This is a genomic window from Collinsella sp. AM15-2 (assembly GCF_003471985.1).
Lineage (GTDB): Bacteria > Actinomycetota > Coriobacteriia > Coriobacteriales > Coriobacteriaceae > Collinsella.
On the sequence record NZ_QRKO01000023.1, the window covers coordinates 20,720 to 35,699 of the forward strand.

Genomic DNA, 14,980 nt, shown 5'->3' on the forward strand with positions numbered 1-14,980 from the left:
CGAGAACCCGTGTCCAGTCCGTTTACCAGCTTTTTAGCCCAGCACTTTGACCAGATTAACGACTATCTGGCCACGTTCTTTGACGGACAGGCGACTTCCGCCGATATCGAGCGCTACCTGTACGCGCCGCTCTCGGCTTTTACGGCCAACGCCGGCAAGCGCCACCGCCCGCTTATCTGCATGCTCGCCGCAACCGCAGTGGGCGGTAGCTTTGAGAGCGCCCGCAGCGCCGCGGCAGCTATCGAGCATTTCCAGTCAGGCGCGCTGATTCACGACGACATCGCCGACAACGGACAGCTTCGTCGAGGCAAGCCCTGCATGCACCTTACCGAGGGCACGGGCCTTGCCATCAATTGTGGCGACCTGGCGCTCACCATGGTCACCAAGACGGTTCTCGACGATCCCACGCTCGAGTCCGACGTGAAGCTGCGTGTGCTCCACGAGCTTACCGAGATGATCGTCCGCACCATCGAGGGTCAAGCGCTTGACCTGGGTTGGGTCCGTGACGAGCGCTTTGATATCTCGGTTGATGACTACCTGGACATGGCGACGCACAAGACCGCGTATTACAGCGGAGCCACGCCGCTTGCCGCCGGAGCCATTATCGGCGGCGGCAGCGAAGAGCAGGTCGAGGCGCTACGCGCCTTTGGCCTGCACACCGGCCTTGCCTTTCAGATTCAGGACGACCTGCTCAACTTGGTCGGCACCAAAGAGGCCGCCAACAAGGACTTCCGCACCGACATCACCGAGGGTAAACGCACGCTCGTTGCCGTGCACGCCCTGTCTGATGAGCGCCATCACGACGAGGTCGAGGCAATCCTTTCCTCGGGCACCGAGGACCCTGAGCAGCTCGCACGCGCCGTGGAGATCTTCCAGCAGACCGGCTCCATCGAATATGCTCACGCCTACGCGCTGGACCTGACCGCAAAAGCCAAGGCTGCCATCGAGAACGTTGAGCTTGACCCGCATGCGCGCGAGCTCTTCCTCTCAATGGCAGATTTCTTTGTGGAGCGTCTTAACTAGCGGGGGTCATAAAACCTGTGGGCAGCGAGTTTGGGTACAAGTTGCTACACTATTGAGTGCATGTTTATGCATTGTCTCGCGTTGTCTATCCGACACGCGCTCAAAATAGTACGAATCGTACGCCGAAAGGGGTTCGTTCATGGAACCTATTACCACGGGCATGCAGGGAGCAGCCGTCGAGGATGTTCAGTCCCGCCTTCTGCAGCTCGGTTACACCATCGATGACGCCGAGGTTGTCGACAAGCGCTTTGGCACCACCACCGAGCAGGCCGTCAGCACCTTCAGGCTCGACAGCGGCCTTGCTGCCGGTCATGCCGTCGATATCCCCTGTTGGAGCGCCCTGGTCGACGCCTCGTATAAGCTGGGCGACCGCACCCTGTATCTGCGCATGCCCAATTTCCATGGCGCCGATGTGCAGGCCCTGCAGCGCGCTCTCAACGTTTTGGGCTTTGCCTGTGGCGAAGACGACGGCTACTTTGGTCCGCATACCGAGGCCGCCCTGCAGCAGTTCCAGGAAAATGTCGGCCTGTTTGCCGACGGCATGGCCTTCCAGGACACCTACGCCTACATCAACCGCCTGCACCATGTGTGGGAGGGCAAGCCCTCGGTCACCGAAGCCGAGTCCCGCATCGGTTTTGCTCGCGCCGCCAACGTGCTCGAGCGCTTCCAGATCGCCGTTATCGGTGAGGACCCCATCGCACGCAGCGTTGCTTCGCGCATGTGGAACATCGCCACGGCAACGACCGACAACAGCGGCATGATGCTCTGCGACTCCGAGGTCCCAACCGACGTTGACCTGGTGCTCGAGATCGCAAGCGACGAGCTGCCCGCCGACGCCGCGCCACGCGCCACGATTGCCCTCGCCGAGTGCCACAGCCTGGCCCAGCGCATCCGCACCGCCAATGTCGCCGCGCAGCAGAAGCCGGCTCGCATTCGCATTGAGCTCACGGGCATGACGCGCTACAACGGCACCTTCACGGCCAGCGACGCGCAGACGCTCGCCGTACGCCTACTCGACGGCGTTTGCGATGCCCTCGCAGATTAGGTAAACTAGACGAGTTGCTTTTGGGCAACACCACACATTGGGACGTAGTTCAACGGTAGAACTCCGGTTTTTGGTGCCGGCTGTTGGGGGTTCGAATCCCTCCGTCCCAGCCATTAAAACTGAGCGCCCTAAGCCCATAACGGCCCAGGGCGCTTTCTTGTGGGCAAGCGGAGGAATTCGAACCCGCAAGGGTGCGGAGCTGAGGAAACGCGAAGCGTTTTCCAGCGCAGCACGCAAGGAGCGAAGCGACGCAGCGGGGCGCGGCCGCCGACCAGGCGGACGCGGAATCCCTCCGTCCCACACCAGCCAAGAGCCCCTCACGTCAAGCAAATCGAGCCAACGCCGCCAAGCGGAGGGATTCGAACCCGCAAGGGTGCGGAGCGATGCAGCGGGGCGCGGCCGCCGCAGGCAGACGCGGTGTCGGCACTTGGGGACGCTCCTAAGTGCCGGCATTATAGGAACGTCCCCAAGTGCCGGCTCGGGACTATTTTCGAGGACCCTCCGAAGGACTGTGGCCAAAAAACGGCAAATATGAGTACTGTCACCGTTGTAGCTACATTATTTTCGTTAATAAAAGAAGATCTTAATGAGATTTATTCGCATCAAGGTCTTCCTTTAATGAACACTTGAGGAGATACGGCAGCTTATCTGCTCGATCGACACGTCAAATCACCTTAAATGTGGTCAAAATTACTGCTACTAAAAGAGTATCAGTACTCATATTTGATGTTTTTTGGCCACGGCTCTTTATAGACACCCTGCACAGCGACGGTGGTAGATTTCGGAACGTGTCCGTCAGCCCCGTTCCGAAAAGCGAGCCGCATGCAACGGCCAAGCCACGACAGGCCCCGGGAGAGCGGGGACACCGGCTTAGGTTTATCGCGAGTTCCGCACGAACAGGAGGCCACTTAATGTGGCCTCCGTCGTGAGCAGGACTGTAGAGCAGGAAACCTAAGCCGGTGTCCCCGCTCTCCCGGGGCCGGCGGAATTTAGTTGTTCAGCATGCGGTCGAAGCTTCCCGAGTCGCCATCCCGATAGTCGGCGGTCATCAGAATCTCCTGCGGAATGCGCCCGCCCTCGCGCAGCACATTGCGGAACTGCACGCGCGTGACCATGGGCAGATCCTTGATCGTCGCCGCCAAGTTCTGCGGCACGCCCTGGTTGGCAGCCGCGGGCTCGCACTCGCCGCCGGCCTTCACGCGACGCTTATGCTCGGCGAGCATGGCGCGGTACATGCCGGCATGCAGGCGAATCTCAACCACATTGGCATTGCGAGCCTGCTCGACGATGCGCGCGCCCTCGCGGTCGATATCGCCCACGTAGTAGACGTAGTTAAAGCGATAGCCGATCTCAGCCAGATAATCGTCCAGGGCATGCGAGACGCTCGCCTTGCATCCGCCGCCAAAAATCACGCCGCCCACCTTGATGCCAAAGAGCTTAGCGTGCTTGCGGCCGCGCAGGAGCTTGACGATCTCGTCATAGGTGTCCAGGTTCTCGACCATAATGAACGGCTTATCGGCGCCCAGCGTAAAGAAACCCGTAAAGTGCACGGGGCGGTTGGGGGCGACCTTAATCGCCTGCATGCTGATGCCCTTTTCGGTCATACGCCGAATTAGACGCTCGCCGTGCTTGCCGTCAAAAGCCTTCTCGTCGTTAAAAATCTGGTAGGCACGCTGGCGGCGCGAGGCAACCGGCGTATCGGCACCTCGGTTTTGCTCGATCCAAGCCTGGATGATTGCGATTTCCTCGGCAATCTTGCGGTTGGACATCTCGTTGTGCTGAGTGCGCTGCGGAGCCTTTTTGCCGTCCTTGCCCTCGACCTTAACAATTTGAGTCTGCTGCTCCTTGATCTTAGAGAGCGCCGTAGGCGTAGGGACAACTTTGAGCAGCTGCCTGCCTAAAACGCGGGCAAGGGCAAACGCCGATACCTCGCCGTGGACGGCCGACTCGGGCTGCTGGGCAGCAGCATCTGCTGCGGCAGGCTCAGCCTGTGCATGAGGCTTACGCTTGGAATCTGCCCGGGTATTACGTTCCTGCTTGGGCGCAGACGAGCGCTTTTGCGGACGATCGGACTTGGCCTCCTTCGCCGGCTGGCGCTTGACCTGATCCACCGGAGTCTCGGCCTTCTCATCTCCGTTTTGTGTCGCTGTCTTCTCGGCCGCGGCCTCGGCATTTGAGCCACGACCGCCGCGGTGACGACGACGGCGGGGCTTGCCTGAGGCGCTCTCCCCAGCCTGCTTATCAGCGGTCTGTTGAGCTTTGACCTCAGTGTCAGCCGCAGGCTGCGACTCGGAAGGTTGCTGCTCGCGAGCCGCCGGCTCAACGGTTTTCTCGGTTTGTTCGGCCTTCTCGGCCTGAGCGGTCGAAGCCGGCTCGCCCTTCTCCTGACGCCTTACGGGATACGCGCGCCTCGCAAAACCACGCCCGGGACGGCATGAACCCGGAGCCTTCTTGGCAGACTCCTCAACATCGTCTGCAGCCTCGGAAGGCTCTTCAACCTCATGCGCGACATCCTGCTGCGCAGCCTTAAAGTGGGCACCACGGCGACGCTGGGGCTCCTGGGCCTCCACGGGCTTTTGCTCCTTCGCGGGCCTCTGCGACTCGGCAGCAACCTCGGTCTCAACAGCCTCGGCATCCGTCTCGCCCTTTCGAGCAACGGCGCGACGGAAGCGCTCCTGCTGGGCGCGGCGCTGTGCATCGCGCTTGCCGCCCCCGCCAAAACCGCCGCGTCCTGCCTTGGCCGTAAAGGCACGCACGACGTTCTCATCGAGCAACTCATCGGTATCGACATGCTCACGCGGAGCAACTTCTTCCACAGCAGGCACGTCAGCGAAATCCTCGACGACAAAATCTTCGACGGACTCGGCAGGCTGCTCCTGGGCATCGCGGATCTCGGCATTGATGGTATAGAACGCCGGGCGCCCGTTAATGCCGCCGCCCTCGATCTTGGTAACGATCTTTGCCGCGATGAGTTCGTCGCGCATCACCTTGGTGTTGCATTCCTTATCGACGGAACGGAAAATCTGCGCCAGCGCGCTCGACTTGATCTTGAGCGCCTTGCGGCAGAGCAGGTCGTAGGCAACCAGCTTGGCGCGCTCGGCAGAAAGCGACGTCTGGCTGCTCAGGCGCTCAGCCAAAGCATCGACATTGTTTTGATTATCGGAATATACCGTCTTGGCCACGGGGCCCCTTTCATATGTACACATATACGTTTATATGGTACAACGCGCGCCCTTATTCACGCAAAACATCTGCGAGAACACTCGAGCGTCACCCGCTTTCGCATGAAAAAAAGACCGAGCCCGCGAAGTCGCGGACCCGGTCTTTCCGAGTCATATGGATGGAACGGTTAGTCCATCAAGCTGACTAGGCCTTGGCGGCCTCGGCGTCGGCAGGAGCTTCAGCGGCAGCGGCGCGACCGTACTCGGCCTTGCCCATCTCGGACCACTCGGGCTCCTCGTCGGGCATGGAGCCGGCCTCCTTGCCGAAGAACTCCTTGAGGCAGTTGACGGCGACGATGAGGCCCAGGACCATCAGCAGGACGGCGAAAACGAGCTGCAAGCCCTTGGTGGCGGCGACGGAGACGGCGGCCGTGGTGGCGGTAGCCGGGATGGTGCCGAAGAAGCCGTAAGCCTGGACAGCGGTCATGCAGCCCATGGCGCTCTGGACCAGCGAGGTGAAGGTGCAGCAGAGCAGGAAGGCGACGGGCACGTAGAGCATCCAGCCCTTGCGGCCGGTGCACTTGCAGAACACGGCGAGGGTGATCATGGTCATGCCGCCGAGCAGCTGGTTGGAAGCACCAAAGAGCGGCCAGATGTTGGCATAGCCGCCAAAGGCGAGGGCGAGACCGGGAAGCAGGGTGACGACCGTGGCGAACCAGGGGTTGCCGAGAACCTTCATGTAGCCGGCCTTGGACTCGATGGCCAGGGCGTCGTTGGTCTGGGCAAAGAACTCGGAGAACGAGGTGCGGGCGATGCGGGCGACGGCATCGAGCGAGGTCAGGGCCAGAGCGGAGACGTTCATGGTCATGAAGACGGTAGCGAGCGTGCCGTCAACACCGAAGGCCTGCATACCGCGGGAGATGCCAGCGGCGAAGATCTGGAACGGGGTGGAAGCGACGCCGGCGTTGAGGGCACCGGTGCCGGCGGTGTTCATATCGGAGAACATGATGCCGGCGACGATGATGGCAAGGATGCCGACGAAGGACTCGACGATCATGGCGCCATAACCGACCTTGACGGCGTCCTGCTCCTTCTCGACCTGCTTGGAGGAGGTACCAGAAGAAACGAGGCTGTGGAAGCCGGAGAGGGCACCGCAGGCAACGGAAACAAACAGGACCGGGAACATCATGCCAGAAGCGCTGGAGAAGCCGGTAAAGGCCGGAGCGGTGATGGTGGCCTGGCCGTTAACACCCAGGACGACGATACCGAGGACAGCGCAGGCGATCATGACGATCATCATGATGGAAGTGAGGTAGTCGCGAGGGGTCTTGAGCATCTGGATGGGCATAGCGCCAGCGAAGACCAGGTAGACCATGACGACGGCGAACCACTGGAACTTATCCAGGTAGACCGGGAACTGCATACCGACGGCAAACATGAGAACCATGAGGACCACGCCGGTGACGAACTCGGTAGCACCGGTGAGGTTGAACTTCTTCTGGGCCCAACCAAAGGCGATAGCGACGAAGGTGAACAGGATGGAGATGGTACCAGCGCAGCCGGCGGCATAGGACTTGGTGAAGTCGATGGCACCGGTAGCAGCACCAGAAGCGTCAACGGCCGGGGTGAACATGAACGTCTTGCAGACCATGTCGGTGAAGGCGGCGATGACGATGATGCAGAACAGCCAGCAGAACAGCAGGAACAGGCGACGGCCGGTCTTGCCGATGTACTTCTCGATGAGCTGAGCGAGCGACTTGCCGTTGTTCTTCATCGAAGCGTACAGAGCACCAAAGTCGTGGACGGCGCCAAAGAAGACGCCGCCGACGAGGACCCAGAGCACGACGGGCAGCCAGCCAAAGGCCATGGCGACGATCGTACCCGTGACAGGGCCAGCACCGCAGATCGAGCTGAACTGGTGCGAGAACGCGGTAAAGGCGGAGACGGGCGAGAAGCTCTTGCCGTCCTTCATGCGCTTGGCCGGCGTGAGGGCCTCTTTGTCAACGCCCCACTTGTTGGCCAGCCAGCGGCCGTAGCCCAGATAGCCGCAGGCGAGCACCGCCGCGGCCACAACCATGAGCAAAACTCCGTTCATTACATTTCCTCCTCTAAAAAGAGCTTCCTAGACATAAAAAATGAGGGCCGTCGGTTGCGCTCGACGGCCCTCATCTTCATCAGCCGCCCGTTATCGTACGGGCTAGCTGTATGTGCTAACCCGCATCAGATAATTACTACGCTGATAATGTTTAGCTGATGCGTGAACATGTCTAAGAAATCCTCTTCAATCATGATGTGAACGATCCGTGCGTGTTCACATCCCCCAGTGGTTGAGAAGGAGTATGAAACTTTAGTTACCTAAAGTCAACGCAAATATGTAATGAATTTTCAACTTTTTTGAATTTCTCGGTATAAAACGCCACTGACCTAGGACTTTACCCGACAAAAGTTTTTGCATGAGAGATGCCCCTCGGGAGCCGCGGGAGCTCCCATCTCAAATGCGGAGCAAAGCTCCGCACACCATCTTTTTCTTTCAGCTAAAGCACGCCGGAAATTCGACGCAGCTGGCTAACCTTGCCGGACGTTGTCGACGCCAAACCAGCTCAGAAGCTATATCGATACAGAAAGGTCCCCGGACGGAGGGGCCGGATATAAGGTTTATCGCGAGTTCCGCACGCAAAGAAGGCCACTTAATGTGGCCTTCGTCTTGCGCAGGACTGTAGAGCAGGAAACCTTATATCCGGCCCCTCCGTCCGGGGACCGCGCCGTACCAGCTACAGCGTCATGTTTGGATCGGCGTCGACGTCGAACGGCGAGATTTCACCTCGGTCGAATTTACGGCGAGCGACCTCCGCGATCATGGCTGCGTTATCGGTACAGGCAGACAAAGGCGGCACCGTTACGCGGATCCCCTGACGCCCAAGCTTCTTAATCATCATCTCGCGCAGATGCGGGTTGGCCGAGACGCCGCCGCCGATGCAGTATTCCTTGCATCCGGTGGCATGCAGGGCGTTTTTGGCCTTCTTGTACTGCACGTCAAAGACAGCTGCCTCAAACGAAGCCGCCAGATCGGGCAGGTGAATCGTGCGCCCGGCCTTGGTCTCCTGCTCGATGTAGAGCGTCACGGCCGTTTTAAGACCCGAAAGCGAGAAACGATAGTCTCCCCTGCTGTTAAGCGCGCGAGGAAAATCGATCGCGCGGGGGTTGCCCGTCTCGGCCAGCTTGGAGATGATGGGGCCACCGGGATAGCCCAGACCCAACGCCTTGGCTACCTTGTCGAAGGCCTCGCCCACAGCATCGTCGAGTGTCTCACCAAGTACCTCGTAGTCGCCCCATGCCTTCACGTGCACGAGCATGGTATGACCGCCCGAGACGAGCGTGAAGATAAACGGCGGCCTGAGATCGGGCTGCGCCAACAGGTTGGCAAACAGGTGGCCCTCCAGATGATTGACGCACACGAGCGGCTTGCCGGCAGCATACGCAAAGCCCTTGGCAAAGGCGACGCCCACCACCAGGGCGCCAACCAGGCCCGGACCCTGTGTCACGCCCACGGCGGCAAGCTCACTTGGTGTAATGGCTCCGCCCGTAAGGCCCAGCGACGCTGCGGCGTCCTCGAGTGCCGCATCCACGACACTCACAATCACCTCGACGTGCTTGCGCGAGGCGATCTCGGGCACCACGCCGCCAAAGCGTGCATGAAAATCAATCTGCGTCGACACCTGGTTGGCCAGCATATTGCCATCCGCATCGATAATCGCCACCGCCGTCTCGTCGCAGGAGCTCTCGATAGCGAGTACGAGGCGGCGACGCTCAATCTCGACACGTTCCTCGGCAGAGCGCCAAGGCGCAGGCAGCGGCCATACGCGCTGCTCTGCCGCCGTCGGCTCGGGCGAAGCATTGTCGACCGGAAGCACCAGGGGCAGCGGAGCCGTCATGACGATGGCGTCCTTGCCGGCACCATAGTAGCCGCGGCGACGGCCAGCCTCGGTAAAGCCCAGAGCGTTATAAAGCGCGATCGCTCCCTCGTTACCGTCCTCGACCTCGAGCGAAGCCGTGGTGCAGCCGAGCATCTGGGCATCATAGCTCACGTGCGACAGCAGCTTGCGGGCAATGCCCTCACGGCGATGTGCCGGGTCGACGGCGACATCCAGAATCTGCACATCACCGTCCACGACCATACCGCCGGCAAGGCCCAGCAGCTTGCCGTCGTCGTGTGCCACCCACCAACTACGCGGCGCAGCGACGTCCTCGCCCAGTTCGGACAGGAACATGCCCGGCGTCCATGCCTCGTGTCCGGCACCTTCAAAGCAGGCAGCCTCCAGCGCGCTCGCGCCCTCGGCATCCGCCGCGCCCATGGGACGGAACTGCAGATGACGACCGGCGAGCTCATCGGCAACACCCGTAATTTCGCTCTGCGCACTCTCGGCAAGACCAAGACGCTTGCGCTCGTTTTCCTCGGCATCCGAAAGGCGCGTGTAAATCGGCAGGACGCGGGCCGGATCGCCGTCACCCGCAGCGTGCGCGAGCAGCAAGCCCTCGCCCGAAGGCCACCACAGGTCGCGCTCCACGCAGCGGGCGGTCTCGTCCTCACCCAGCAGCTTGCCATAGCGCACGAGACCGTCACCGGTCAGCTGAACCTGGCCCCAGTCCGCTGCTTGGCGCCACTCATCGAGCGCCACGGCGGCCTTGACCACGTGTTCGCGCTCAAATTGACGCTCGGGACCCTCATCGACCAGCATATACAGCGCCGGATATACCTCACCGCGCATAGCATCGGCCAAGATACCAAGCTTGCCGCGCACGCCAGCCTTCCACGCCGTCCAAGCGCAAGCGTCGAGCGTCGACACGCCCAGCAGCGGAACATTGGCACCACGCGCGAGGCCCTTGGCAGTGGAGATGCCGATGCGCACACCCGTAAAGGACCCCGGGCCGCGGCCGACCACATAGCAACCAACATCGCTGCGATCCAGACCGGCTTGAGCCAGCACGCCATCAACGGTATTCACGAGCTCAACGTTGGCGTGACGGCGACACATGTGGTCGCCACTCACGAGCTTCGTCTCACCCGTCTGCCCATCAATCCAGCTTGCCGCGCAGGCAAGCATGTCGGTCGAGGTATCGAGCGCCACCACCAGCGCGTTGTCGTTATGCAAGCTCATCTTGTACAGCCTTATCAATCAAATGGGAAAGCTCCATTGCGCGGTCACCGTGCGCCTCAAGCGTTATCGTTCGCACATCGCTGTCGCCCTCATCACGCCTGAGCGTCACCGAAAGATACTCATCCGTCAGCTCGTCCTGGAATTGTTCGCCCCATTCCAGCAGGCAAGCACCCTCATAGCCCAGCACATCGAAAATGCCCGTATCCTCGAGCTCGTAGGCATGCTCCAGGCGGTATAGATCAAAGTGAAACAGCGGAATACGACCTTGATCGTGAACGGCCATGAGCGCAAACGTAGGACTCGTAACCATATGCCCATCGCCCAGCCCGCGCGAGACGCCCTTGGTAAAGTGAGTTTTGCCCACTCCCAGGCCACCGGTCAGGATGAGCACATCTCCGTCCTCAAGGCACGGTGCAATTAGCTCGCCAAAGTACTCCGTATCGGCAGCGCAAGTCGTTTTGTAAGTACCTACCCCCAGGCGCTCCAGGGACATATATGCTCCTTATTATTCCGAGGCGTCCTCTGGTGCGGGATGTCGCCCCAGATAGTCGCCCAGCATCTTAAAGTCTTCCTCCAGCAGCTCCTGCCACGCTGGATTGCGTAGCGCTGCTGCCGGATGGAAAGTGGGCATCACCACAAAGTGCCCCATCTGATGGAACCTGCCGCGCAGCTTGGTAATGCCGATCTCGGTCTTGAGCACAAAGTGCGTTGCGGGGTTGCCGAGCGTCACGATGATATCGGGCCAGATGCTTCGAATCTGCTCGCGCAAAAACGGTGAGCAAGCCAGCACTTCCTCGGGGCGCGGATTGCGGTTTCCCGGCGGGCGGCACTTAAGCACGTTGGCAATGTAGACGTCTTCGCGTTTGAGCCCCGCCAGCGACAAAATGCCGTTGAGGTCCTCGCCTGCCGCCCCCACAAAGGGCTCGCCCTGCAAATCCTCATTACGGCCCGGCGCCTCGCCAATAAACATCACGCGAGCGCGGGGGTTTCCCACGCCAAACACGATGTTGTGGCGCGACTGGTAAAGCTGGCAAAGGTGACAATCGCCCAGAACGGCCTCGATCTCCTCGAGTGCGACCTCACGCGGCGCCTGATGGCTATGGCCGGGAATGTGCATGACGCCCATAGCGACTCCTACACGTAGACCTTGTCGAGACGCATACCAAAGCCGCAAGCGACCTCGTAGTTAATCGTGCCGCGTAGGCGCGCCATCTCGTCCATGGTAATCTCGGCATCTCCATCGCGGCCGACAATGATCATCTCGTCACCATACTCGGCCTCGGGAATCTCATGCGCCGGGTTGGACTGAATGGCGACCATAAACTGGTCCATGCAGATATTGCCCACCTGACGCACACGCTCGCCGCGATACAGCACGTCCATACGATTGGAAAGCGTACGCGAAAGGCCATCGGCATAACCGATCGGAAGGGTGCAGATCTGAACGCGCGTGCGCGGTACGCGGTAGGTAAAGCCGTAGCCCACGCCCTCGCCCATCGCAGGATGCGCCACGCGCGTCACACGCGCGTGGACGCTCATGACGGGATCAAGCTGCATCACACGACCACTCAGCTCACATGGCTGCAGACCATACAAACCGATGCCGGCACGAATCATGTCAAAGTGCATTGAAGAATCGAGCATCGAGGATGGCGTATTGGCACAATGCACGATACCGCATTCAAAACCTGCGTCCTTAATGGCCTGAACGGCCTCGGTAAAACGCTGGCACTGCAGCTTGTAGTCCCAACCCGAAGGTTCATCGGCCGTGGCAAAGTGCGTAAATACGCCGTCGCACTGAATACCGCGATGGAAGCTGATGCCGCGGACAAAGTCGAGCACCTGTGTGTAGTGAACGCCGATACGATTCATGCCCGTCTCGATGGCAAGATGGTACTTGCCCACCTTGCCCGCCGCGACGGCGCATTCGCCATACGCGAGAGCAAAATCGGACGTATAGACCGAGGGCATGATATCGAACTCGAGCAATGCAGGAATAGCCTCGATAGGCGGCTCGCTTAGAATCAGGATGGGCTTAGTAATTCCGCCCTGACGGAGCCCAACGCCCTCGTTGACCGTCGCCACGGCAAACATGTCGGCACCAGCCGAATACATGATCTTAGCGCACTCAACAGCTCCATGACCATAAGCATCGGCCTTGACCACGCAGCACAGGCGCTGACGCGGATTCAACAAGTTCTTATAGGCTCTCGTGTTGCGACGGAGCGCCCCGCGGTCGATCTCGACCCAGGACCAGCGCGTCAAATCGGCTTTATTCATGATTAGTCATCCGACCCTTCGTCCATGATTCCCAGATCTTCGAGCGCATCCTTTGCCGCCAGCTCCATGGCAGGACCGATCAAGTCGATAAGATCGGTCGCGATAACGCTCTTCTCACCATACTCCGTCGCCGCGGCAAAACCGGCGTAGCTGTGAAGTGCGACGGCGTACGAATACAGCAGCTCCCAACGATCCATCTCGTCGCGCATGGTGGCAAGCGTGCCGGCCAAAATACCCGCGAGAACATCACCAGAACCGGCAGTTGCCAGAGAAGCCGGACCCGAGAGTGGCAGCAGCACGCGCTCAACGCCACAGATAGCCGTCGTCGGCCCCTTGGCTATGACCACCAGATTGTCGGAGCCTGCAGCCCAGACAACCTTCTGCGCGGCCGCAATCGCGGTACCAAGGTCGTTCACCTCGTCACCGGCAACCAGGCGCGAAAGCTCACGATAGTGCGGCGTCATAACCAACGGCTGCTCGCGGCGATACATCTCGGGGTTACTATCAATACCGTCAATGGCAATCTTAGCAAGGCAGTTGAGCGCATCGGCGTCCAAAATAAGCGGCACATCAAGCTCGAGCAAGCCCGAAACCACCTGCATAGCGCCGGCAGACGTCGTCATACCGGGACCGCACAGCACGCAGCTGTACTTCTTTGCGATCTCACACACCGTCATGCGCGCAGCGGCGCCAAAGGAGCCGCGCGAATCAGACGGAATAGCAAAGACGGGAATCGAAGGAAGTGCCATGCGAATGAGATTGGCACAGGCGTCAGGAGCCGCGACTGCCACGTAACCAGCACCCGCGCGAGCTGCAGACTTGGACGCCATAATGGCAGCACCAGGATATTGCGCCGATCCGGCGACAATAAGCACAGAGCCACGGGAATACTTATCGATATTCGATGGTAGCGGAGCAAAGTAATCAACTAAGTCACCGGGCTCGACAATCTCGGCGGCGTGGTCAACATCATCGATGACTTCGTCAAGACGGTCGTAAAGATTGCCGCAGATCAAATCGCCAGCATACTCAGGGCCATCAGCGCTATACAGACCAATCTTGGGCGCAATCATCGTCACCGTGCGCTCGGCACGAATGCAGTCGTCATCAACAACGCCCGTCTCGGCATTCAGGCCCGAGGGGACATCAATGGATAAGACACAATCGGCGCATTCATTGACCGTAGGAATCCAAATGGAGAACGGCGCACGCAGATTCCCGTGGAAACCGGTACCAAAAATGGCATCGACAACAACATCCGCCTTATCGATCAAAACCTCGAGTTCGTCACGCGAGGGACCGACGCAAACGTGCACATCGCGACCGGCAGTTCGACGAGCAACATGACGTGCCAGAGCAGCAGGAATCTCATCCGGCTCAACCGGAGAAACGATATCCACGTCCACACCCTTGTGGCTCAAGATATCGGCGGCAACCCAACCGTCGCCGCCATTATTACCAAAACCGACCAGAACGAGAACCCGATCGGGATTGATCTTCAAGACCTCGTTGGCGGCAAACTCACCCGCTAGCTCCATAAGCTCGGCCTTCGAAGTCCCTTCGCGTTCGATGATATCCTCGAGACGAACGACTTCTTCGGTACTCAAAACCGGTTTCATCTATGCTCCTAGCGTATCTTGCGAAGCATCGCCCAAGTGCTCCGTCAATGCTGAATTCTGCAGCTGCTCAAGCTCATCTAAAACAGAGCGAGCCTCTTTAAATGTCTGCGCAACGCGTTTCTTGTTGCTCACCTTTTCTTCCCTAGGCTTAGGTCGAGCATCCTCGGTGATTGCAATGGCATTAGCGACAGCCAAGTCACCCGTAAGGGTAATAGAAAGAGCGACCTCGACAACACCCAAATCCTGGGCGATTTCGAGAGCACGACCAGAAAGCAGAGCCTTCGGTTTGCCGAGTTTATCACGCTTTACCGAAACATCCTTGCGACCCACGCCTTGACTAAAACCCGTGCCGAGAGCTTTAAGTACCGCCTCGCGCGAAGCAAAGCGGCTGGCATAGTGAGCAGCGGGACGCGACGATGCATCACAATACGCACGCTCTTCTTCGGTAAACACACGCCGAGCAAACGACGGCGTCTTTTCAAGAATTGATTTCATGCGGGAAATCTCGACGATATCAACGCCGATACCAGCTTCAGCCATGTTCACCTCCATATCGCACAGACTAAGTTATTGTAGCCCGTTCACAGAAGATGCGACAAACGAGGGTTATAAAACACAGCTACTATGTGAGACAAAAGCCCATAAACGCAAAAAGGGGGAGGCCGCGAGGCCTCCCCCTTCTGCAGTTCAAGCGTA

At 59.6% G+C, this 14,980-nt stretch carries 10 protein-coding genes and 1 tRNA gene; 3 read left to right on the forward strand and 8 right to left on the reverse strand.

Annotated elements, in window-relative coordinates; genetic code table 11:
* The first annotated feature begins 9 nt into the window (after nt 1-9).
* The 3 genes from DW171_RS08845 (at nt 10) to DW171_RS08855 (ending at nt 2,181) form a co-directional block, all read left to right on the forward strand.
* Entirely contained in the window at nt 10-1,023 is a 1,014-nt protein-coding gene (locus DW171_RS08845) for a polyprenyl synthetase family protein (protein WP_118270981.1), read from the forward strand.
* Nucleotides 1,024-1,162: 139 nt separating this feature from the next.
* Nucleotides 1,163-2,068 (forward strand): peptidoglycan-binding protein, encoded by a 906-nt coding sequence (locus tag DW171_RS08850; RefSeq protein WP_199586928.1) that lies wholly within the window; start codon nt 1,163-1,165, stop codon nt 2,066-2,068.
* A 38-nt stretch (nt 2,069-2,106) separates the two neighbouring features.
* A tRNA-Gln gene (locus tag DW171_RS08855) sits at nt 2,107-2,181 on the forward strand.
* An 876-nt stretch (nt 2,182-3,057) separates the two neighbouring features.
* Here DW171_RS08855 and DW171_RS08860 read toward each other — a convergent pair.
* The 8 genes from DW171_RS08860 to acpS all read right to left on the reverse strand — a co-directional run bounded on the left by DW171_RS08860 (nt 3,058) and on the right by acpS (nt 14,824).
* Complete coding sequence (locus DW171_RS08860) at nt 3,058-5,250, reverse strand: hypothetical protein (RefSeq protein ID WP_158571043.1); 2,193 nt, start codon at nt 5,248-5,250, stop codon at nt 3,058-3,060.
* Between the two features lie 184 nt (nt 5,251-5,434).
* On the reverse strand, nt 5,435-7,324 hold the full coding sequence (locus DW171_RS08865) for a carbon starvation protein A (RefSeq protein WP_118270983.1): 1,890 nt from the start codon (nt 7,322-7,324) through the stop codon (nt 5,435-5,437).
* Nucleotides 7,325-8,000: 676 nt separating this feature from the next.
* A complete protein-coding gene (tsaD, locus tag DW171_RS08870) occupies nt 8,001-10,385 on the reverse strand; it encodes a tRNA (adenosine(37)-N6)-threonylcarbamoyltransferase complex transferase subunit TsaD (protein ID WP_118270984.1) in 2,385 nt (794 codons plus the stop codon).
* On the reverse strand, nt 10,372-10,878 hold the full coding sequence (gene tsaE, locus DW171_RS08875) for a tRNA (adenosine(37)-N6)-threonylcarbamoyltransferase complex ATPase subunit type 1 TsaE (protein ID WP_089573670.1): 507 nt from the start codon (nt 10,876-10,878) through the stop codon (nt 10,372-10,374). Before tsaE ends, tsaD begins: the two co-directional genes overlap by 14 nt.
* A 12-nt stretch (nt 10,879-10,890) precedes the next feature.
* Nucleotides 10,891-11,511: a uracil-DNA glycosylase gene (locus tag DW171_RS08880; protein WP_117565042.1), complete on the reverse strand. Its 621-nt coding sequence runs from the start codon at nt 11,509-11,511 to the stop codon at nt 10,891-10,893.
* Nucleotides 11,512-11,519: 8 nt separating this feature from the next.
* A complete protein-coding gene (gene alr / locus DW171_RS08885; protein WP_117798368.1) occupies nt 11,520-12,665 on the reverse strand; it encodes an alanine racemase in 1,146 nt (381 codons plus the stop codon).
* A 2-nt stretch (nt 12,666-12,667) separates the two neighbouring features.
* Nucleotides 12,668-14,284 (reverse strand): NAD(P)H-hydrate dehydratase, encoded by a 1,617-nt coding sequence (locus DW171_RS08890; protein WP_118270985.1) that lies wholly within the window; start codon nt 14,282-14,284, stop codon nt 12,668-12,670.
* Nucleotides 14,285-14,824: a holo-ACP synthase gene (gene acpS, locus DW171_RS08895; RefSeq protein ID WP_118270986.1), complete on the reverse strand. Its 540-nt coding sequence runs from the start codon at nt 14,822-14,824 to the stop codon at nt 14,285-14,287.
* Nucleotides 14,825-14,980: the final 156 nt, after the last annotated feature.

What these genes read in the sequence shown, in the direction of transcription:
- DW171_RS08880 (WP_117565042.1), bottom strand. Translation starts at nt 11,511, where the DNA reads ATGGGCGTCATGCACATTCCCGGCCATAGCCATCAGGCGCCGCGTGAG.
- tsaD (WP_118270984.1), bottom strand. Translation starts at nt 10,385, where the DNA reads ATGAGCTTGCATAACGACAACGCGCTGGTGGTGGCGCTCGATACCTCG.
- DW171_RS08850 (WP_199586928.1), top strand. Translation starts at nt 1,163, where the DNA reads ATGGAACCTATTACCACGGGCATGCAGGGAGCAGCCGTCGAGGATGTT.
- acpS (WP_118270986.1), bottom strand. Translation starts at nt 14,824, where the DNA reads ATGGCTGAAGCTGGTATCGGCGTTGATATCGTCGAGATTTCCCGCATG.
- DW171_RS08865 (WP_118270983.1), bottom strand. Translation starts at nt 7,324, where the DNA reads ATGAACGGAGTTTTGCTCATGGTTGTGGCCGCGGCGGTGCTCGCCTGC.
- DW171_RS08890 (WP_118270985.1), bottom strand. Translation starts at nt 14,284, where the DNA reads ATGAAACCGGTTTTGAGTACCGAAGAAGTCGTTCGTCTCGAGGATATC.
- alr (WP_117798368.1), bottom strand. Translation starts at nt 12,665, where the DNA reads ATGAATAAAGCCGATTTGACGCGCTGGTCCTGGGTCGAGATCGACCGC.
- tsaE (WP_089573670.1), bottom strand. Translation starts at nt 10,878, where the DNA reads ATGTCCCTGGAGCGCCTGGGGGTAGGTACTTACAAAACGACTTGCGCT.